We start from the raw sequence: 18,658 nt of genomic DNA on the forward strand, positions 1-18,658 counted from the left end.
ACTGGTTTCCATGCCCCTTGCAACATTTCCGATGCAGTATACGAACTAGACGGCAATACGTGTTAGGCTTTATTCAACGTAGGAACAAGCGAAGGAAGCAACATGACAGCCCAGGCCATCATCATCGCCGGATACCACCGGCCGGACCTTGCAGCGAAGCTGGAGGTCCTCCGCTCCCAGTTTGGCTACTCGGAATCCCGCGCTGTGAACCTCTTTGGCAAGACGATGACCTTGGCAGTCATCCGTGGCGGAGAGCTCCTGATTGCAGAAGGCCGGCTCGAACGCTCCGTCGGCTCCTACGCAAAGTTCTTCCCCAAGGGCCATCGGACCGCCGACGACACCTGGGACACCCGAGGCATCATCGGCCACGCCACCGTCTACGGCCGCACTCCCGACATGTCCCGGAACGCCCAGGCCGAGTTCGCGGCAATCACCGCTGAAAGTGTCCACTTCTATTTGGCAACCCGCGAACAGTCCGCCCAGGAAGACACAGCACGCTAGGCAGCAGACGCCTTCGCTCGGGTTTGCCGCTCCGTTCAGACCGAGCAGGCAGAACGCCAGGCAGCAGACGCAAAGATCCTCGCCCTGCTGGACTCCCCGAAAGCCACGCACAGCCTCGCCGCCTAAGCGACACCCGCACTCGCCTCCACCGCATAGACCTCAGTAACACCGGACCAACCAGAAACGAGAAGGCCATGACCACCCAGAACACCCACGAAGAAAAGTCAGCACACAGCCCAGAAATCACAGTGCGGTCCGGCGGTGGCTACCACGCCTGGTGGCCCCTCACGAGCGGCGGCGACTTCACGGCAGCTTCCGCTGAGTCGCAGACCCCAGAAGCCTGACCGACACCCGCACTCGCCTCCACCGCATAGACCTCAGTAACACCGGACCAACCAGAAACGAGAAGGCCATGACCACCCAAGACACCAACGAGAACGCCGCCGGAACCGACGTCGCCGTCTGGCTTGAAAGCTCGGTCGGTTTCTACGACGACTACCGCTTCTCCGCCGTTGAGAGTGCGGACGCAATCCGTACAGCTGCTCTCGAATCAGTCATCCGCAGCGCATACCGGGCACCCACTCGGAGCCCCCGCCGCTGCACCAACCAGAACACCTGAGTTTCGGAGGCGACACCCGCGACGGGCCCGGCCGCATAGACAGCCAGTACCACCCGAAAGAAGTACCCACCGAAAAGAGCCAGCAATGACCGTCCTGAACTTCCCCGCCGCAGTCCCCGCCCCCACTTCCGACGAACAGGAAGCTGGACTGGCCACGACCCTGCTGGCCCTGGCCGATCCCGGGGTTGGTGCCCGTATCGCGGCATCAAGCATCACGGAACTCCTGCGCGAGGCCTACGGCGTGTACTGGACGGACGGTCTCCCCCAGACCGGCACCACGGAGGCAGCGGTCAACTTCGCCGGCGCCCTGCCGAATCTCCCCGACGCCAGGATCGATTACTGGCTGGGCCTGGCCCGGTATGCCGTCCAGGTGGAGATGAAGCACTGGGCAGACGAGGGATACGCCCATCACGCAGATCACGCCCATGAGGTCCTCGTTGACCTGAACGACTACCTCGATGACGACGACGAACAGCTCGAGGCCAGCAAGGACAACAGGGACCGCTGGGCCGAGCTGGCCGAGATCACCACCCACTACGCCATCGCCGAGGGAACAGCGTTCTCCCAGGCCGCCTGACCACTAACCCACTGAAGAGATGAGAGCCAGTCATGACCAGGATTCCAGACCCGCTGCACGCTGCATACGACAAGATGCCTGAGGCCGAGAAGAAGAAGCACATCGAGCAGCACGAAGGCATCGCCGAATCCTGCGAGGAGATCTTCGAGATGTGCTCCGGATACCAGGTCCAGCTCTTTCCCGAATCCGTCCGGGGCACGGAGAAGCTGTACACGGTCCGCATCGGCTGCATCAAATTCAGCTTCGCCGTCGACCGTGCCTACTCCATCGGGAACCAGATGCGCATCATGGAGCTTGGCCTCGGCGAGCTCCAGCGACGCTATGAGGAATGGAAGAAGGGGCACGACCAGCGGCAGCTTGAGCGGGAGCTGCGCAAGATTCTCGATTTGCACGGCGTCACCGAGGCAAGGAACGTATGACCATGACAAACTCCCCCGCACCGGACCTGATCCCCATGGCGGCCGCCGCCATCGCTCTGGGCTCCACCCCTGCATCCGCCACCGTCACCCTCTCCCAGGGCCGCTTCCCGGTGCCAGTGCAGAAGCAGGGCCGTTACAACATGGTGGCCCGCGCCGATGTCGAGGCCGAAATGAAGCGCCGGCCGCACCTGACCCAGGCTCAGCTCGCAGCCGTGGTCAAGGCTCACAAGGGTGCGGAGTCCGGGGTTCCAATGTCCCCTGCTGCGCCCAAGGACCCGGCGGTGGCCCTGCTGGCCGGCAGCCGCTGGGTGACCACCGCCGAGGTGGCCAAACTTCTGGGCATCGCACCGGAGGTGGTCAACACCCGGTACACCGCCGGCAAGCTGCCGTTCGAGCTTGAGCTGGACCCGAAATCCAAGCACGGAGGCCGCCGAGCCGCATCCCTGGATGTTGCCGCCTATCTGGCCTCGCAGGAGCCCACCTGGCCGACTGCCGAGGTGTTCGCCGCCGAGCCTTCCCTAGGCCTGACAGAGGTCAAGAGTGCCGTCGGCGACCAGAGCGCCTGCGGCGCAAATGATCCCGTTACGCTGGTCTTCCTGGCCTCCAGAGCGACCATCACGCCAGCCGACTACGCGCTCATGCTCGGCATCGCCCAGGACACCCTGAAACGGCGCATCCAGCGGGGGCAAGTTGAGACGGTCGGAGACCCGACGTTCACTGGGACCACGCGGAAAACCAAACGGATCAGCTCGGCATATGCGCTGGCCGAGCTGCAAAAGGCCCATCCCGCCGAGTAACGACCGCCCCGGCCCCCAAAATAGTTTGCGTGCCCCCTGGTCTGGTCCTTTTGCCCCCTCTAGAGTAGACAGCGATACGTATTTAATGACATAATCATTAGACCAAGCAAGGAACACTGAGAAGAAGGCGAAACGATGACCTGCACCATGACAGCCACAGATACTACCGTGAACGCAGCAACCGACCAGGCCAACCGAAAAGCAGTCGCCGCTATCGCCGCAGCAAACCTCAAAGCCCGCGCCGGCCGCTCCGGGGCCCTTGCCCACACCAGCACTTCCCAGATCGCCGAGACCCTGGTGGACCTCGATGACAACATCTTCGCCGCCTCCGCTACCCTCTGGAGCATGGATGAGGATGAGCGGATGGAAGCCCTCGGCCTGGATCAGGATGACCCGAAGTCCTACCTCGCCGCCAAGTACGGAATGGCCTCGTAAGCCTCCCGGGCACCACCCAGACCATTCCCCGAACGTTCGGGGGTGTCACCAGACCGAGTGATCAGAACCCGCCGGCTCAGCCCGGCACCACGGAAGGCAACCCCCATGAACCAGCGCAACACCATCGCCGAGATCGCCACCGCCGCCCTGTACTCCGTCCGCACCGCCGAGCAGTGGGACGCACTCTTCACCGCCGCTGCGATGGATGACAACACCACCGAGGATGGCCTCGGCGAGGCCACCGAGGCGTACAACGATGCGATCTTCACCGAGGCATCCCCGGTGATCGTGGCAGCCCTGACCGCGGCCGGAGTCACCTGCGACCAGGACGGCAACCCCGGAGACGGCGTCGCGGCAGCAGGCAGTGTCGGCAGCGGCCACGCCCGCGGACACGTGGTGGTCGTTGACCCGGCCGGCTCGGTTCGAAGCCCGGAGGAAATCCTGGAACAGTGGACCTCCCTGGCCGACGCCGACCTGGTCGCCCAGGACGACTAAGCCCCACCTCGCAGAACCGCCCCGCCGGCTGGTCTGCTGGCGGGCGGCTCTGTCTTTGCCTGGGCACAGGCCCGAAAGGTTTCCTCGCTCCCTCTGCCGGACGGACCCCGCCGGCTCCGCGGTCCCCTTGACTGCCGCAGGTCGTATTCGTAGCGCTACCGCCACGAATACGACCTGGGAGGAGACTGTACTCCGGCCACGCATGCGCATCCGGTGTCCCTTATGTCATGGCTCCGGCCTACAATAAGACATGTGTTCGATCCTCTTTTTGGGCAGCCGAACACGCGTTCTATCTGAGGAGAAGTCATGGTTGTCACGGTGATAAGTGCGCTCTCCCCCAGCCTGGATCTGAACTCACTGGGTATCCCGATGGCTCCAGTCTCGGTGGCCGCAGGATTCCCGAGCCCGGCCCAGGACTACTTCACCGGCCGCATCGACCTCAACAAACACCTGATCCACGACATCACCTCCACCTTCCTCGTCCGGGTCAGCGGCCACAGCATGGATGGCGCCGGCATCTCCGACGGGGACGAGCTCGTCGTTGACCGGTCGCTCACACCAGTGGATGGGAACGTGGTGGTGGCCATCATCGACGGCGAGCTCACCATCAAGCGGCTCCGGCTCGAGCGCGGACGCGTCAGGCTGGCAGCGGAGAACCCCGACTACCCGGACATCATCGTCCCGGAGCTATCGGAAGTATCCGTGTGGGGTGTCGTCACCCGATGCCTGCACCATGTCTAGCGGCACCGATGCGGCACATGTCGCAGATCGCCCACGTGGACGTGAACTGCTTCTACGCCTCCGCAGAGCGGGCGTTCAACCCTTCCCTGGAGGGCAAGCCGGTGATCGTGCTGTCCAACAACGACGGCTGTGCGGTCACACGCTCCCCCGAGGCCAAAGCGCTGGGCGAGCCATGGTTTAACTCGCACCCCGGGCCAAGGAATGGGGCTTGGTCGCACTGTCTAGCAACTACGAGCTCTGGGACGTCAGCGCCCGGATTCGGGTCTGTACACCGTGGCGTACATGAAGTTGTCCCCCGCAGCGAGGTTCGGGCTGTCAGCGGTCTCACCAGAAGCCGCCGCTCGTTCCTTAACCAGCGTGAGTGCGTAGTCAATGAGCGTTTGCCGTATCGCCGCCAAGGGCACCGGCATCCATAGGCAGAACTCTGCGAGCTGATGGGTAAACCTCGTGTACTCCCGCCCGTCAACGTCGATCCGCAAATCGAGCCGCGCCGCGGATTGCTCCGGCACTAACGTGATTACAGCACCCTCGTGCACGAGCTCTGCCGCAAATGCGCTCATGTCGATTAGCCTGATTAGTCGTAGTTCACCTTCAAGTAGCCGCCACCGTCGGTCACCGGCGACCGGATAACTCGACGGGGCCATAAACCGGTAGCTGGCGGTGTTGATCAGCTCCGAGTAGAACACAACTGTCGGGCTCGTCGACTCTATGAAGTCGAGCACTAGCGTCATGACTTGTTCCGGCGTCGCCTGCGCCGTAGCAGCCACAAGGATGTCATTCTGCCCAAGCGAATACACCGCGGCGCCAGAGCTCGATTCCTCGCAACGTTCGAGCAGGTCAGTGACCGCAGCCCAATCGGGAGACGGCAACGACATCGTAACCGCCTGCCGCAGCGAGTCGCCTTCATCCAGAGTGCTGGTGGTCAGATACGTCTCAACCTGTTCACCACGCTGACGTTGCCGCGCCAACCGCCCGGTCGTGGCCTCTCGCAGCGGGGCTGGCCGGTTTTTGCACTCCAACACCACCACACCGGTGGCGCTCCAGCCGACGATGTCGCCCACACCAATAAGTGTCGTCAAATCGGCAATGATTGGAATGAAACCAAGGCTGTGGAGCCTGCTCGCCTGCTCAAAAACGAAATCAAAGTCGGCTCCTTGCGCTAACAGCGATGCTGGTTTGCCGGGATGGCGCGAAAGCGACCGGATCGTGTGTTCGTCCAACAATTCATGCACCAGGCCGTCCGCGATCACGCGCAACAAATGCCGGTGTCTTTTCGCTTCCCCCATGTCGGTCGCGACCTTCGCACCTTCGGCGTCGATGATCGCGTCAGCCAAGCGCCGCTGCCACTGCACGACATCACCCTCGGAAGGGAGCGCCGCCAACTCGAGCAATAGCCCATGACGGGTCTGCTCCCACGTAGCCGAAATTGACATGCTCTTGTTCTCACTGCCTATCGTTCTGATACCCCGTCCAACTTTCTTACCACCCGCGACCCGACGCCCAACTCGCTATGACGTCCCGCGTACTCGACGGCCGACATCGCCTGGACGGGCAACGCCTTCCGCCGCGCCATCAGATACATTCGACCGCGCCCGGAGCTGGATCCAGGGAACGTGCAGCTGCCGCGCTAAGCCCCGCAACTGTCCACCGCCGCCAAACATGCGGTCATGGGAACGGGCCGTAAGCGTCCTCGAACCGCTGCGCGGGAACGAAACCAGCCGCACACATGGAGATAGATACCTCGAACCCGGGGCGTCTACCCAGCGAGTGGGCGCTGCGCCCCCACGTCAGAAAGGCGGAAATGCCATGGCACTTCCCGCAATCTTCTTCCTCGCCGCACTGGGACTCTGGTGGTTCATCGTGCCCCTGGTTCACCGATTCCGGCTGAGCAGCACCACGCCCGGCGGGCTGCGCCTCCACCGGCGCCGTCGCGGCGCTCCTGGCGGGCGGCCTCGCAGCCCTGGCAAACACGCTTTAGCAGGAGTAGAGCTTCGCGGCGTCTGCTTAGGGCAGGCGCCGCAGCGGGGCTCCCGGCGGCCCGGCCTAGCCTGGCAATCAGAATCGTGCGGTGACACTCAGCGGCATAGTCACCACTCAGCACCGAAGGTGCTACAGAGCCCGCACCAAGCTCAACGCACTACTAGTTGAAGGTAAGAAACGCCTCGTTATTCGGACGGACAACTTCTAGTTCATTCGCGGCCGCTGCCCATGCGAATCTCGATCTCTGGACGGTCCCATATGAGTCTGAACGCTTGGCGGCGCTGGTAAACGACGGGCTCGATTATCTTCAGATCGCAGAGACGGTCCAATGCCAACCCTGTAGCGTCGTCAGTCGCCGCCGCGAGGTCTACCGTGGACAGAAGGTCCACAACGGACCTCAGGCTCCCGACCCTCCCGTAAGCGAGCTCGCGTAGACCATATCGATATAGGCTTCGATTGACGATAATCCCATCTCCGCTGTCAATAGCCCGATGCGGTCTTCCGGGTTCGCCATCCATCTCAATCATTCTCTGGCTGTGGCTGCCGAAATAGTCCACGGATTCATCTCCAAGATGGTTCAGAGCCTCTTCCTGGATGTCGGGATTGTAGAGCGCCCGCAGGATTCTGCTGGCTTGCCTCTGGGCCACAGTGGATGCGAGATAGCCGACGCCGATGATGAAGACTGCTGTCCAAAAAAGTGGATAGAACCAGTCTGATGGGAGTTCCACGTCGCCAACGTTGAAGTAGGTTCTGAGCCCGTAGGCCGAGACTGCCAGCGCCCCGGCCCCAGCGAACGGTAGTGAGCGTGCCTTCGTGAAATCCGCCGATGCCTGGGTGGCAGTGGCTTTGACGTTTGTCCTCATGGTCAAGGTTGCATCTGGACGGGAGGGAGCGGCCATCGGTTCTTTGGCCAGATTACTTTGAATGGCCTCGACCATCTGACTCACGAGTGAGACGGGTACTAGATCTGTGGATGGGGACGCCCCTGCTTGGCCAGTCCCAAGAAGTTCACCGCGAGCCTCAATGAGAGCAACTTGTCGTGCGTGTTGCGCTGCGGTGGGTTGGGGCACTTGCAGGTCTCTGAGTTCGACGTTGATAGCGCTCAGGAGATCTTCTTTGGTCGGCTCAACAGAAAGATCGAGATCGATTCCCAGTCGCGCAGCGAGGTCATGTATTCCAGTGTGGGGCATCCCAAGAATTTACCCTGTTGAGCACTCCCACCAATTTGGCGGGCGTAACAACAATTGTGTGCTCGGTATAGACCCCGCGTCTCTGTGGCTGAATTATCTCTCTCGTATGACCGGTTTCGTGGAGACTCCAGGGCTCACCCACTTTCAAGGAGCAAGCGGATACCCTAAGCAGGCCTACGGAGGAAATAGCTGATTCAATGCGCGCCGAATAAGCGGCATGAACCCCGCTAGTCCACTAGGCTCGCCGCGTGGGGGATACAGAGAGAGGTCCTAAGAGAATAATTATTCGACTCGCAGTGACCCACGCCCTGCTGTCTATCTGCATGATGCTGATAGCGATGGTCATAGGGAATGAACTTTTCGTGCTAGTCACCGTGGTCACTTTCAGCCCCCTTTTTGGCTACTTCTTGGCCACGGTGGGACGGATGGACACCGAGATTGCTATCGACGGGCATTCTATGTTCAGCTCCTCATAAATGCCCTCTGGTGTTTCGTGTTTGCGTGGGTTCTGGGGCGAGTCGTTTTGGGACTGCTGGACGTTGCCTCGCTCCTCTATAGAAAAAGACACAACGAGACGGAGCATTGAGCGAAGCGTCAGGGCAAACTCTTCTTCGGACGGGTCCCCCTAGCTTGGCAGGACAGATTCGTCAGTGCGGCGTCCAAACCACGTGCACAGATACGGTGATGACTATGGCAAGCCCCACACCACACGAGGACTCGCTGCTGACACTGGCGTTCGCCCTCCGGGCCAATCCAGGCGCTTAAGCAGTATTGGTCGGGGCCGGTGTTTCTGGCGCCAGCGGTATCCCGACCGCTTGGGGAGTCATGACTACTTTTCTCATCGAACCGATCCTACGGAGCAGTTATCCGGTGACCTCGACGCCCAATTGTCAGAGCCCGACGGTACACTTTATTCGAACATACATTCGAACAAAGGGTGTGTCGTGAACGTCGAATCGCACCGTCCCGTGGTATTCGATCCGCTTGGATCCGGGCCAGAGGCCGGGAAAAGCGCCGGAACGAAAAACGCTGTCTACCGGCATAACGGCGCTGAAACCTACAGCTTGCAGGTGGCTTCCATCATGTCGGACTTAGCGTCAATGCGCTTCTGTGCCTCATCGATCTTCGCGGTGTCCTGCTCCTTGGCGGGCTTGAGCCGCTCCAAGTTCGCGAAAGCTACATCCTTGAGCACGCCCTTCAGTGTGTCGGATGCCCTCCCGGACAGCTTGTCTACCTCTTGCATGGAGGCTTTGATTTCCTCGTCCGAGGGAGAAGACGGGAATCCGCTGGTGATGGCACGGAGCTCCACGCAGGTCTCCGAGGTGGACAGCTGCGGGGCGCAGCCTGTCATGGCCAGCAGGCCTGATGCAGCCAGAACGACGGCAGCGAATTTCTTCAAGGGATCCCCCAAAACGAGTGCAATGTGTATGTTTCCTGACAGCTTACTGGCAACTTGCCGGGAGCATGCCCGATGACGTCCTCATGCGGACGGCACGTCCAGAGCATCGCCCTGGTGGATGTGAACAGCTTCTACGTCTCGTGCGAGCGGGCCTTCGACCCAAAACTGGAGGGCAAACCGGTCGTCGTTCTGTCCAATAACGACGGGTGCGTGGTCGCCCGGTCCAACGAAGCCAAGGCACTCGGGATCGACAACGGCGACCCTTGGTTCAAGCTGGCGGCCGACGCCAAGCGGACCGGCCTGATCCACCGGAGTTCGAACTACGAGTTGTACGGAGACCTGAGCTCGAGGGTCATGGAACTGCTCGGCAGGTACTCCTACGAGGTCAGCGTCTATTCGATCGATGAGGCTTTTCTGGGTCTCCGGGGCACACCAGAGGATCTGCTCAAGGTCGGCCGCGAGATCAAGGACGCCGTCGCCAGGCACGTGGGCCTGCCCGTCTGCGTTGGCATCGCCGCCACCAAAACCCTGGCCAAATTCTCGAACCGACTAGCCAAGCAGAACCCGCATATGGCCGGGGTCTGCAACTACGACGCTCTCCCGCCAGGCACCGCGGAAGCGGTCATGGCTAAGGTGCCTGTGACAGGCATCTGGGGGATCGCTGGCCGTCTGGGCAAGCGGCTGAACGCTCTGGGCATCTTCACCATCGCGGACCTGAAAGCCACCGACCCGAACGTCATGCGGAAGAAGTTCTCGGTCCTGATGCAGCGCACCATCATGGAGCTCAACGGCATCGCGTGCCTTCCTTTGGAGGAGGAACGGTCCACCCAACAGCAGCTGATCTTCTCCCGGTCCTTCTCAAAACCCGTGATGTCCGCTGCCCGGATGCACGAGGTGTTCTCCATCTACGCCCAGAACGCGGCCGTCCGGCTCGCGCGCGAGAACCTTCAGGCCAAGGTGCTCACCTGTTTCGCCGGGACCTCCCACTTCAACCAGACCGCCTCAGCGTTCCCGTCGGCGACAGTGAAGCTGCCCGCACCCACGGCGGACCCGGTCCTGCTCACCAAGGCCGCGGTGGCCGCCCTTCAAGGTCTGGTCTTCGACGGTGTGCCCTACGCCCGGGCCGGGGTAATGCTGACCGATCTGAGACCCGCCGGCGCCCAGCCGCAGCTGCCGAGCTTCAGCACCGCCCACGAGGACAAACACATCGGGGCGCTCCTCGGAGACGTCATGGACAAATTCGGGGTCGACTCCATCGGGCTCGGCCGTGCCGGGATGACCACTGCGCCGGACTGGTCCATGAAACGGGCCGCACTTTCACCCCGGTACACCACCGAATGGGACGAACTGCTCGTCGTGAAGGCCGCCTGAGCTATCGGCGCGAAGATTGATTCATGAGATCCTTCACCATCATCGAGGCTCAGCAGCAGCTGGCGCGCTTTGTTGAGCAGGCATCCAGGACGCACGAGAGGTTCGAGATCACACGCAAAGGAGTGACACCCCACACGTTCCGCCGGGCCGTCGCAACCGCAATCAACGAGCAAGCTGGGGTCGACCTTGCCGCGGAGCTTCTCGGCCACACTGACCCGAAGATCACCCTCCAGCACTACATCCGCGTGAATCCCACAACGGCGTCGCTTCTCGAGCGTGCGTTCGCGAAGGGATGAGTTTTGGGCGGTTAGTTGTCTAGGGGCGCTTCGCTCCGCCGTGGCGGGAGAAAACGTTTCCTATTTTCATGTCAGCGGATGGACGAATACATCTTAGTGCGAGTGCGGGTAGCCCAACGAAGCCGTCATCCGACCGTATAAGCCCTATCGCATTGTCACGCGGTGCCCGAGCGAGTACAGCGTCTGCTCCACAGAAAGTCCGGCGTCCGGGGCGACGCTGCGTACTGCATGCATCCACTTCGGGAGCACGATCGGCATGCGTTCAATCGTTGGCACTAGTGACGGCCGTGGGAGGGTGTGCCACGAGTCCTCTAAACTGGAAACGCAGGACCGGTACGGATGTCGACGTCCAGCTTCCCTTCAGACGTCAACCCAACGCAGATTACTTTCCAAGCACAGACTCTGTAAGGGGGATCCGCCCCATTGCACTCAAGCACTCTCACGCAGTTTCGGCCTGCTCGAGACACGTAGGGCGCTGACGACTGATCGGACCCAGGAGGCGTGCAGTCTTGACATCCGCTGGTGGACGCCCCGCCGAGGTTGGCTCCGGCGATCGGCTGCGTCAGCAAACTCGATTTGCAGTGTTTGCACACGGTTGCCTCGGGATGTATCTGCTCCCGGCAGTAAGGACATTGCCCCCCGTGCGATGGAGAATCTGGGGCCAACCTTGATCCGCAGTGCTTGCACTTCACCGCCCCCGCGAGAATTACTTCCTTGCAGAAGGGGCATGTGGTGTCACCCGCGCCCGGCGGGTTCTCGTTCTCAGTTCGCTCTGTTGCATCGACCATCTTTTCCACCTCCCAAGGTTACTCAGGCTACTCCCGTCCGTGCGGTCTATCAACCATCCGGAACGCGTTGCGGGGCGGGTCGCCAGGGACCCGGAAGGCGGAGATGGTCGCATGGCTGCACGAATTCGTCGAGGACACCGGGGCTGCGCTCGTAAGGGCACATGCGCCGCTGGAAACGAACGCTTCCGGGGCGATGGGTTGCCCAGGAAGATATGTGGCCAATGACGAGTTCCTGTGCAGCTCACCACCTGTGGCCGTCAGGTCATTCAGCTGATGTTCGACCCGGCGAAGGGTGGCATCATCCACCTACGCGGCCGTGGGGTGGACGGTCCGCATAAGCGTTTCATAGTCCGCCATGTCGATCAGGTCGCGGTGCACCGCATCGACGATCTGATCCCAGTCTCCGCTGGTCAACGCCCCCTCAGGATTGCCTGGTTCGGCGTCCTCAGCGAAGGAGTAGGGCCAATCCATCAGCTCGTGCATCATCTGGTCATGGCTAATCCGCTCGCCATGGAAGTCGAGGATGACCTCGCGCGGGGTCCGGTCCAGCAGTTCCGGGAAGTTCTTAAGCTTCTTGAGGATGCGGCTGACTTCCGGCTGCGAGATTGCAAGCAGCCTGGCGATCTCCGCCTGGGACACCCCCTTCTTGTTGGCCTCGGCGCAATCACGAAGCCTGTCAATCCGGTTGAGCTCGCGATTGGCGAACGTCCGGGCCAATTGGTCCTTGATGGTCAGCATCAATAGCGCTCCTTTCGGCTTATACATTTTGTATAGCCTCACGCTACTACCAGAAGGCAGAAGGCAGAAGACCTGAACGGTGTGAAATAGGTTTCCTTGCCCCTTGCCTAGGGGATCGTGCGCGCGTACCGCTGCTGGGCCTTTTCGACTGCCCGCCCCACCGCGGTAGCCGTCATCTCCGCACCGCCCTCTACTTCTTTCCAGAGAAAGTAGCCGACCAGCTGGACGAGGAAAGGGTAGCCGGCGGTCGCCTCGGCAGCCTGGCGAACGGCGCCGGCCGGGGCATCGAACCCGCCGGCGGCAAATGTCCTGGCGAATGACTCCTCGACGTCGGCCACGTCCACGTTGTGAAGGACGATGCGTTCCGCTTGACGGAGGAACGCGGCCGGATCTTCGTTCAGGAGTCCCGAGACCTCGGAGGGCAGGCCTGCCACAACCAAGGCGGCTCCGTCCTCTGTGAATGCAGCGAGGCGTGGCAAGTCCCCGTTGCCCACCGCGTGGATCTCGTCAATGGTGATGATCAGGCCCATGCCGGCACCCCGGAGGCGTTCAAAGAGGGTTTGAGTGTCCTCTAGGAGCCCTGGCTCCGGCGGCCCGCACCGTGCCGCTATCAGCCGGCGCAGTGACTCTTCGATTCGCCCTGCCACACCCGGTGTTGCCGTCTCGGAGATGACCTCCCAGCCAGACCTCCCTGCCAGATCCTGTGCCGCCCCAAGCATGACCGTCTTGCCGACGCCGCGGGCGCCCGTGATGATCGTCGAGGTAGAGGAGCCCTGGGCCAATCTATTGCCGAAGGCATCGAGGATCCCGGGCCGGCCAATCAGATCAGGTGGTCTGGCCCCAGCAGTGGGTCGGAACGGGTTCCGCAAGAGTTTCTATTTCCCTTTGTTCTGACCCGTCAGGTCAGTCCAGCCAGATCCTCCTGGCGCCCGGGAAGTGGAGCAGGACGGCGCGGAAGCCGGGGTAATCGCGGGGATTTGGGCCTTCGTCCGGACCTGCGGTGTGGGCGTCGATGCGGATGGCTTTGCTCTTGATACCGAGCTTGCGGAGGGCTACGGCAATCGCGTCGGCAGGTGTCAGCAAGGGGTACTCCTCGCGAACCTGATCGAGAGTCGCCTCGATGTCGTCCCCTTTAAGGTCGTCCAAGTCGTACGTGCTGGAGTCCCTGATGGCGGCAAACACGGCCAGATCCACCGGGGTGTGATCCTCAAGGGGCTGCGCGTCAACCAAGGGGCCTGTGGTGATGCGCTGCACGCTGGCCGTGGCGCCGGCACCGCCCTGCTCCATCTTGAATTCGTTCTCCACACGGCCGGCCCGCATCAGCAGATCCAGCTGCTCCTCACCTTCATCTCCCAGGTCGTCCAGCCACTCCTGCATGCCGGGCCCACTCCCCTGCCAGGCGCTGCTCCATCGGCCGGGCTCGACCTCTGTCATGCCCATTTCCTTCAGGAAACGGAGCTCTTCTTCGGTCGGTTGGTCTTTGGCGCTCATGGATGTCCTCCCCTAGGCAGTTGTCTGTGCTGATCTTAGCCAGCCAAAACGTCCGCAAAGGGGAGGCCAGGCTCAAGCAGCGCGCCAAGAAGATTCCTCGTCCCCCGCGACCTCAGTGGTGAAGTACCAGCCAGCCCCGCGCTGCACACGGACACAGTGCTTGTGCCAGACGGCCGGGATCGTGCCGCCGCGGGCCCTGATCGCGAACGAGCCGCTGCTACGGACCGTCACCCTTCCCATGTAACGGCCTGCGTATTTACCGCGGGGCACACGGGCGAGGACAGTGTCACCGGTGGTGAATCCGAAGTGTTCTTTGCGCCTGGTTAAGGCCAGCCGGGGGAACCCGTATTTGTCCGATCTCGTCCGCGCGTACGAGCCCCTACCCGCTTGATAAGCATTGAGAACCGAATCGATGCTCGAGTTGATGATTTCTACGTCCCCTACCGCCAGGGCATCGGCCCAGTGGCTCTTCACCAGGCCATTTCGTGTCCGGTTGAACTTCGTCCGGCCACCGGAGCCGACGTAGACGGGGAGTCCCGTCCCCTGGAGCTCGCGCCAAAGGGCCCATCGGGTCGAATTTACTGCCGCCACGTCGCCCAGTGGCTGTTTCAGCCGCGACAGGATCAGCGCCAGACGAACCGGGTCCGTGACAAACTCCTCCACAGGCCGGTTCCCCTTTTCGTCGTTGCAGGGCACGCACGCAAGCGCCAGATTGGAGAGCCGGTCAGATCCACCTTTCGACTTTGGAATGACATGGTCAAGATTCAGCGGAACAGCGACAGCGTCACAGTAGACGCACCTTCGGCCGAACTTGGCCAGGAGATACTCCCGGACTTCGTAACCCGCCAACGTTCCCTGCTGATACTCGCTACCACTGATTTGCGTGTTCCCCATCCTCTGGGTATCGAAACGGACCAGCTCCTGGTGGATCGCGGCCAGAGGGAACCAACGCCTCAGCTTGTTGACCATGGACATGACACCATCAACTCGATGCTGAAGCGATGGGGCGAGCCACCCTTCGGGCCTTGTCCGATTCGAGAACCGAGGTTCCCGGTAGCGAAGCCGGCCGCGACGATGCCGGCGGTGCTGGGCGCGGGACCTCATGTGCTGCGTGATGGCACCTGACCGATGATCGACCCGCACAGCGTATACACCTCGCCGGGCGGACCGGTCCGGGCCAGAGGATATGAAGACCGCAAGCCCGGTGTGTTTCGAGCCAGGATCGATACCCAGCCCCATCTCCTGCACTGAAGCCGTGCCGTCCGCTGTTGTTTTGTGCTTGAGCCTAATGACAAAAGGAACCACCGAGACGACGACTGCTTGCCCGTTCCGCAGCAGTTTTCTGGCCCGCGCGGCGCTGGTAGGCATGAGCGGCATTTTGTCTTTCCCGAGGACCGGGACGATTGGTTGGGCCTTACGACCCTGCTCTGGCTGGCCAGGTTTCCCTGGGTCGGCCGTGACGCCTCCGGCAGCAGGTGAACGTCCGGAGGTCTCCCCTCGATGATGTTGCACGCCAGGCTTTCGGGGCAGATGCCCGTCAACCGCATCCCGTTTCGTGCCTGCTCGAGGCTTGTCTGCTGATGCGGCTTCGTTGGTACGGAGCTGAGGAAGCACTCCGCCGTCGGTCTTTTTTCTCACGCGCAACGCTGGCATCTGAGTCACCTCATACAGATGCCTGGATCTGGACCACCAAGCCTTGAAGGCTCGAGCGGCAGCCGGAACTCATGTGTACGTTGAAAGGGTTCTGCCTTCCATGAGATGAGTGTCCACTCCCCTCAGGTTTGGGTCAATGGCACGCCAGGCGAAACGCAGCATCCGGGGCCGAGCCAGACGCAAGCTGTTCCGAACTCCTTCACAGTCCCAGTAGAGTCTCGCCATGAAGCGTCTCAAGAAGGGCCACACTCCGGTAGCCGCCGATGCTGCGGGAAGGCCGTTGGACGCCACAGGTCACAGGACTGATCTCCCCCCGGCGTACAACCGCTTAGGGAAACGGCTATGGAGGGCAGAGGAACTGACCTACGCCCAGGGCGAGCGGGTTAGAGCGACCAAAGCATGGCACCGTATGGAGCTTGGCGAATGCGGAACAATCATGGTTGTCTCCGAATACACACAACGCGATTACTGGGTGATTCCTGATCGATTACTGGACGCATTCACGAACAGGGCCAGCGGGGAATTCCTTTCAAGAATGCCGGAGCATTACCTAGAACCTGAATGAGTCGCACTTCCGGAGCGGTCGCCCCTTCCGTGCGGAACTGGTGTCCCGTATCTAGGCCGCTTCGGCCAGGTGGACCTCTCCCAGGATCAGACCCGAGAGTTGCTGTGCCTTGGTCTTTTCGTAACCGCGACGGCGGAGCTTCCTGAAGATCTCATCGCTGAAGGCGTCCCGTTCGGTGGACCGCATGACCCTGCCGGACACGGCGGCCGCGGCACCCTGGAGCCACTGCTGTTTCACGGCCGGTTCTTCCGTTGATGCAGGGATGGCCTCCTCAGCGAGAAGGGCCGGCGCATGGCTCAGGAGGTGCTCCACCAGCCGAATTACAACGTCCCCTTTGTAGCCTCTGGTCTTGAGCCGGCGGGTGAGCTCGTACTGCAGAGCCTTTCGTCGGTCCTCGATGATCGGCTCACGGGATAGTGCCTGGGCTGCACCTTTCAGCCAGGCATTCCTGCGGTCCACGGGTGCGTCTACAGCAGGGATTAAGCCGACCGGACCGAATGCCTTTTCGAGATCCTTTTTGGCCTTGGCCCGGCCCTCCCTGACCCGGTTCAACTCCGCCGTGCGCTCGGCTGCCTGAGCCTTGTACGCCTCCCTGGCCCCGGAGGCCTGGGTGAATGAACCCGTCCGGTGACCCCACTCGTTGAGCCGGTCCATAACATGATTGTCGTCCCCTATCCTTAGCCCGTCTGACAGGGTCAGGCCGGCCAGGGTCAGGGCCTTCCTGACCGGGGTCATGGACCGGGCCGGAACACCCAGCTGAACCGGGTCAACACCGGCTGCATGAGCCAGGGTCACGAGCCACTTCTTGAAGGTCAGGGGGTCATCCCCGTAGGTCCAGGACGTGTGGGTCACGGACCGGGTCACGATCGCGGTCTGAGCCGGTTCATCGTTGAGCCCGGCCAGTGAGCCGACGGCCGTGAAGAGGTGCGGGTTGTCTATGACGTGACCCTGCTCGCGGGTGAGCTTGCCGCCGATCTTGTAGCGCTTCGCTGAGTCCGGCCGCTGGCCACCGAGCTCTGTGATCCAGCCCATCGCCACTAGGTCATCAAGGGCTGCCCGCACAGTGATCACCGTGACGTTCATCCGCAACGCGAGCCACTTCCGGGAAACCATCAGGGTGTTCCAGCCCTTCTCATCCTGAATGGATTTCAGGATCTCCACGCAGAGGATCGCCATCGTGCCCCGGGCGCGAATCTGGCGGGCTGCCGTCAGCGCAGGAACCAGGACCGGTTCTGTCTCGGCTCCGTCCTCCGAGGGCTCCGTCCACATCGTGACCATTGGCACCGGGGAGAGTATCCGGCCGAGGGTGAGGCGAGCCGTCTTGAGCGAGTTTTCGGCCGCCGCCGCAGGACTGGAAGAACGGGCCGCTGCGCGACAGGACGAAATGAGTCGACGGGAAGCGGAACGGTTTGCCAGCAGTTCGGAGAGTCCTGGATGAGAGGCCGTCTGCTTTTTCAAAAACAGGGTCAGTTCTTTGTCGGTCAGTCCAAGCGCGAAGGCCCGCACAGAGACGGCCTTGACGAACTCCGAAGGGGTGGCCCTGGTGGAGGGGTAGGCGGAGGCGGTCTTGATCAAGGCTTCGATCAGAGAGGGAGCAGACGATAGAAACACGGACATGACAATAAGTATAGCCCTCTATGCCGCTGGAGCGTAGCGACAAAGCGGCATGGGAGAGAAATAAAGGAACGTGCTTGTTTCAATGGAAAGGATTACTAGAGGGTCGGATGGACCGCGGTGGGAGAGGAAAGGGCCGACGGGAGAAGGGAAAGCCGATGGCACGGACCGTGTCCGTCATGTAGGCAGTACGCACTGCGTGGAGGTTATCGGAAAGACGGCGGATGCTTTTGAGGCCATCTTTCTTCGCAGGGGTTTCTCTTTGCCGGGTCTACGTTTTTGCGTTCCGTTGTTCTGGAAGGTTGGCGTTACGGCTGCCACCTTCACTTCGGGCTGCGCCCTCCGTTACGGCTGGCAGGGGTCGGTCCGGGGAACTGGACGTAATCGTTGAGTGGACCTGATAGCTGTGCGGAAGGCTTCGAGATGACCGTTAAGTTCTCTATATGTTTCTCTTCTAGTTGGTTCCCTTTTCGTTTCCCTGATAGTTCATCTTCCTGGTTACCTCTTAGCTCCTGGCTCGCCTGTCGGCCACCTGTCGTCCACCACACATAGACTCTTGCTCACCATGATCGAGGGACTCCCCCATGACTCCCTGCGTTGCCATCGCCCAGCTCAATGACCAGCCAGAAGACGAGGCCACCTATGCCTCGAGATCGTGGTCCTCGAGGGCAAGGAACTCCGGATCGTGAAGTACAACGCCGGACCTGGCGCCTTCGACTTCGACCAGCTCACCCAGCTGACCCGGGTCATCCTGGGCTTCGAGATCGCCACTCCCTGGGAGGTCCTGGACGGCCGGGCTTTCGCTGTCGTGAACCGGGTCACCCCACTCACCGAAACAGGGTCAGCATCGGGGTCAGCAGCCTAGGGTCACGCGTGCATGAACCGGGTTCACAGCCTGGGTCAACAGGTTCATCGAACCGGGTTCACAGCCGGGGTTCACCGGGCTCATCGAGCCGGCTCGGAGTGAGGGTCAGCAAGGTTCATTGAGC

At 61.7% G+C, this 18,658-nt stretch carries 22 protein-coding genes and 1 pseudogene; 14 read left to right on the plus strand and 9 right to left on the minus strand.

The genetic code is table 11. The features are described from left to right. Positions 1-102: 102 nt before the first annotated feature. The 10 genes and pseudogenes from NG697_RS12560 to NG697_RS12605 all read left to right on the plus strand — a co-directional run. Positions 103-501 (plus strand): hypothetical protein, encoded by a 399-nt coding sequence (locus tag NG697_RS12560; protein ID WP_252614380.1) that lies wholly within the window; start codon positions 103-105, stop codon positions 499-501. A 194-nt stretch (positions 502-695) separates the two neighbouring features. Then, the gene (locus NG697_RS12565; protein ID WP_252614381.1) at positions 696-845 is read left to right on the plus strand and encodes a hypothetical protein; all 150 of its coding nucleotides are present in this window, start codon (positions 696-698) and stop codon (positions 843-845) included. Positions 846-913: 68 nt separating this feature from the next. Next, positions 914-1,120 (plus strand): hypothetical protein, encoded by a 207-nt coding sequence (locus tag NG697_RS12570; RefSeq protein ID WP_252614382.1) that lies wholly within the window; start codon positions 914-916, stop codon positions 1,118-1,120. Positions 1,121-1,205: 85 nt separating this feature from the next. Continuing rightward, the gene (locus NG697_RS12575) at positions 1,206-1,697 is read left to right on the plus strand and encodes a hypothetical protein (protein WP_252614383.1); all 492 of its coding nucleotides are present in this window, start codon (positions 1,206-1,208) and stop codon (positions 1,695-1,697) included. Between the two features lie 32 nt (positions 1,698-1,729). Next, on the plus strand, positions 1,730-2,116 hold the full coding sequence (locus tag NG697_RS12580) for a hypothetical protein (RefSeq protein WP_252614384.1): 387 nt from the start codon (positions 1,730-1,732) through the stop codon (positions 2,114-2,116). A 2-nt stretch (positions 2,117-2,118) separates the two neighbouring features. Next, on the plus strand, positions 2,119-2,913 hold the full coding sequence (locus tag NG697_RS12585; RefSeq protein WP_252614385.1) for a hypothetical protein: 795 nt from the start codon (positions 2,119-2,121) through the stop codon (positions 2,911-2,913). A 168-nt stretch (positions 2,914-3,081) separates the two neighbouring features. Continuing rightward, positions 3,082-3,348, plus strand: coding sequence for a hypothetical protein (locus tag NG697_RS12590; protein ID WP_252614386.1), 267 nt, complete (start codon positions 3,082-3,084; stop codon positions 3,346-3,348). A 105-nt stretch (positions 3,349-3,453) separates the two neighbouring features. Further along, complete coding sequence (locus NG697_RS12595; RefSeq protein ID WP_252614387.1) at positions 3,454-3,843, plus strand: hypothetical protein; 390 nt, start codon at positions 3,454-3,456, stop codon at positions 3,841-3,843. Between the two features lie 369 nt (positions 3,844-4,212). Further along, complete coding sequence (locus NG697_RS12600) at positions 4,213-4,584, plus strand: LexA family protein (protein WP_252614425.1); 372 nt, start codon at positions 4,213-4,215, stop codon at positions 4,582-4,584. A gap of 8 nt (positions 4,585-4,592) precedes the next feature. Then, a pseudogene (locus NG697_RS12605) lies at positions 4,593-4,843 on the plus strand (Y-family DNA polymerase); the annotation flags it as partial. Here NG697_RS12605 and NG697_RS12610 read toward each other — a convergent pair. The 3 genes from NG697_RS12610 to NG697_RS12620 all read right to left on the minus strand — a co-directional run bounded on the left by NG697_RS12610 (position 4,830) and on the right by NG697_RS12620 (position 9,153). Beyond that, positions 4,830-6,017 carry a hypothetical protein gene (locus NG697_RS12610; protein ID WP_252614388.1) on the minus strand — a complete coding sequence of 396 codons (1,188 nt, stop codon included), beginning with the start codon at positions 6,015-6,017 and terminating at the stop codon, positions 4,830-4,832. The pseudogene NG697_RS12605 and the gene NG697_RS12610 sit on opposite strands and share 14 nt — an antisense overlap. A gap of 756 nt (positions 6,018-6,773) precedes the next feature. Beyond that, positions 6,774-7,754 carry a hypothetical protein gene (locus NG697_RS12615; protein ID WP_252614389.1) on the minus strand — a complete coding sequence of 327 codons (981 nt, stop codon included), beginning with the start codon at positions 7,752-7,754 and terminating at the stop codon, positions 6,774-6,776. Positions 7,755-8,811: 1,057 nt separating this feature from the next. Continuing rightward, positions 8,812-9,153, minus strand: coding sequence for a hypothetical protein (locus NG697_RS12620; protein WP_252614390.1), 342 nt, complete (start codon positions 9,151-9,153; stop codon positions 8,812-8,814). Positions 9,154-9,225: 72 nt separating this feature from the next. Here NG697_RS12620 and NG697_RS12625 point away from each other — a divergent pair, with 72 nt between their 5' ends. Both NG697_RS12625 and NG697_RS12630 read left to right on the plus strand, forming a co-directional pair. Beyond that, positions 9,226-10,524, plus strand: coding sequence for a Y-family DNA polymerase (locus NG697_RS12625; RefSeq protein WP_252614391.1), 1,299 nt, complete (start codon positions 9,226-9,228; stop codon positions 10,522-10,524). Positions 10,525-10,547: 23 nt separating this feature from the next. Continuing rightward, a complete protein-coding gene (locus NG697_RS12630) occupies positions 10,548-10,820 on the plus strand; it encodes a tyrosine-type recombinase/integrase (RefSeq protein ID WP_252614392.1) in 273 nt (90 codons plus the stop codon). Positions 10,821-11,131: 311 nt separating this feature from the next. Here NG697_RS12630 and NG697_RS21350 read toward each other — a convergent pair whose 3' ends face one another. From NG697_RS21350 to iscB, 5 genes are all read right to left on the minus strand, one after another. Next, positions 11,132-11,608 carry a double zinc ribbon domain-containing protein gene (locus NG697_RS21350; protein WP_374209923.1) on the minus strand — a complete coding sequence of 159 codons (477 nt, stop codon included), beginning with the start codon at positions 11,606-11,608 and terminating at the stop codon, positions 11,132-11,134. 306 nt (positions 11,609-11,914) lie between these two features. Next, positions 11,915-12,346: a hypothetical protein gene (locus tag NG697_RS12635; protein WP_252614393.1), complete on the minus strand. Its 432-nt coding sequence runs from the start codon at positions 12,344-12,346 to the stop codon at positions 11,915-11,917. Between the two features lie 107 nt (positions 12,347-12,453). Then, on the minus strand, positions 12,454-13,215 hold the full coding sequence (locus NG697_RS12640; RefSeq protein ID WP_252614394.1) for an ATP-binding protein: 762 nt from the start codon (positions 13,213-13,215) through the stop codon (positions 12,454-12,456). Between the two features lie 34 nt (positions 13,216-13,249). After that, on the minus strand, positions 13,250-13,837 hold the full coding sequence (locus tag NG697_RS12645; RefSeq protein ID WP_252614396.1) for a hypothetical protein: 588 nt from the start codon (positions 13,835-13,837) through the stop codon (positions 13,250-13,252). A gap of 72 nt (positions 13,838-13,909) precedes the next feature. Next, a complete protein-coding gene (iscB, locus tag NG697_RS12650; RefSeq protein ID WP_256472942.1) occupies positions 13,910-15,490 on the minus strand; it encodes an RNA-guided endonuclease IscB in 1,581 nt (526 codons plus the stop codon). A 223-nt stretch (positions 15,491-15,713) separates the two neighbouring features. Here iscB and NG697_RS12655 point away from each other — a divergent pair, with 223 nt between their 5' ends. Then, positions 15,714-16,055 carry a hypothetical protein gene (locus NG697_RS12655; RefSeq protein ID WP_252614398.1) on the plus strand — a complete coding sequence of 114 codons (342 nt, stop codon included), beginning with the start codon at positions 15,714-15,716 and terminating at the stop codon, positions 16,053-16,055. A gap of 51 nt (positions 16,056-16,106) precedes the next feature. Here NG697_RS12655 and NG697_RS12660 read toward each other — a convergent pair whose 3' ends face one another. Continuing rightward, a complete protein-coding gene (locus tag NG697_RS12660) occupies positions 16,107-17,672 on the minus strand; it encodes a hypothetical protein (RefSeq protein WP_252614399.1) in 1,566 nt (521 codons plus the stop codon). A 652-nt stretch (positions 17,673-18,324) separates the two neighbouring features. On the opposite strand from NG697_RS12660, the gene NG697_RS12665 reads away from it, so the two are divergent. After that, positions 18,325-18,534: a hypothetical protein gene (locus tag NG697_RS12665; protein WP_252614400.1), complete on the plus strand. Its 210-nt coding sequence runs from the start codon at positions 18,325-18,327 to the stop codon at positions 18,532-18,534. The last annotated feature ends 124 nt before the right edge of the window (positions 18,535-18,658 follow it).

Source organism: Pseudarthrobacter raffinosi, assembly GCF_023913835.1.
In the GTDB taxonomy this organism is placed as follows: Bacteria; Actinomycetota; Actinomycetes; order Actinomycetales; family Micrococcaceae; genus Arthrobacter; species Arthrobacter raffinosi.

Excerpts from the sequence above, each read along its gene's own strand:
- NG697_RS12560 (WP_252614380.1), top strand. The coding sequence starts at position 103 with ATGACAGCCCAGGCCATCATCATCGCCGGATACCACCGGCCGGACCTT.
- NG697_RS12565 (WP_252614381.1), top strand. The coding sequence starts at position 696 with ATGACCACCCAGAACACCCACGAAGAAAAGTCAGCACACAGCCCAGAA.
- NG697_RS12570 (WP_252614382.1), top strand. The coding sequence starts at position 914 with ATGACCACCCAAGACACCAACGAGAACGCCGCCGGAACCGACGTCGCC.
- NG697_RS12575 (WP_252614383.1), top strand. The coding sequence starts at position 1,206 with ATGACCGTCCTGAACTTCCCCGCCGCAGTCCCCGCCCCCACTTCCGAC.
- NG697_RS12580 (WP_252614384.1), top strand. The coding sequence starts at position 1,730 with ATGACCAGGATTCCAGACCCGCTGCACGCTGCATACGACAAGATGCCT.
- NG697_RS12585 (WP_252614385.1), top strand. The coding sequence starts at position 2,119 with ATGACAAACTCCCCCGCACCGGACCTGATCCCCATGGCGGCCGCCGCC.
- NG697_RS12595 (WP_252614387.1), top strand. The coding sequence starts at position 3,454 with ATGAACCAGCGCAACACCATCGCCGAGATCGCCACCGCCGCCCTGTAC.
- NG697_RS12600 (WP_252614425.1), top strand. The coding sequence starts at position 4,213 with ATGGCTCCAGTCTCGGTGGCCGCAGGATTCCCGAGCCCGGCCCAGGAC.
- NG697_RS12610 (WP_252614388.1), bottom strand. The coding sequence starts at position 6,017 with ATGTCAATTTCGGCTACGTGGGAGCAGACCCGTCATGGGCTATTGCTC.
- NG697_RS12615 (WP_252614389.1), bottom strand. The coding sequence starts at position 7,754 with ATGCCCCACACTGGAATACATGACCTCGCTGCGCGACTGGGAATCGAT.
- NG697_RS12625 (WP_252614391.1), top strand. The coding sequence starts at position 9,226 with ATGACGTCCTCATGCGGACGGCACGTCCAGAGCATCGCCCTGGTGGAT.
- NG697_RS12630 (WP_252614392.1), top strand. The coding sequence starts at position 10,548 with ATGAGATCCTTCACCATCATCGAGGCTCAGCAGCAGCTGGCGCGCTTT.
- NG697_RS21350 (WP_374209923.1), bottom strand. The coding sequence starts at position 11,608 with ATGGTCGATGCAACAGAGCGAACTGAGAACGAGAACCCGCCGGGCGCG.
- NG697_RS12635 (WP_252614393.1), bottom strand. The coding sequence starts at position 12,346 with ATGCTGACCATCAAGGACCAATTGGCCCGGACGTTCGCCAATCGCGAG.
- NG697_RS12645 (WP_252614396.1), bottom strand. The coding sequence starts at position 13,837 with ATGAGCGCCAAAGACCAACCGACCGAAGAAGAGCTCCGTTTCCTGAAG.
- iscB (WP_256472942.1), bottom strand. The coding sequence starts at position 15,490 with ATGCCAGCGTTGCGCGTGAGAAAAAAGACCGACGGCGGAGTGCTTCCT.
- NG697_RS12655 (WP_252614398.1), top strand. The coding sequence starts at position 15,714 with ATGAAGCGTCTCAAGAAGGGCCACACTCCGGTAGCCGCCGATGCTGCG.
- NG697_RS12660 (WP_252614399.1), bottom strand. The coding sequence starts at position 17,672 with ATGTCCGTGTTTCTATCGTCTGCTCCCTCTCTGATCGAAGCCTTGATC.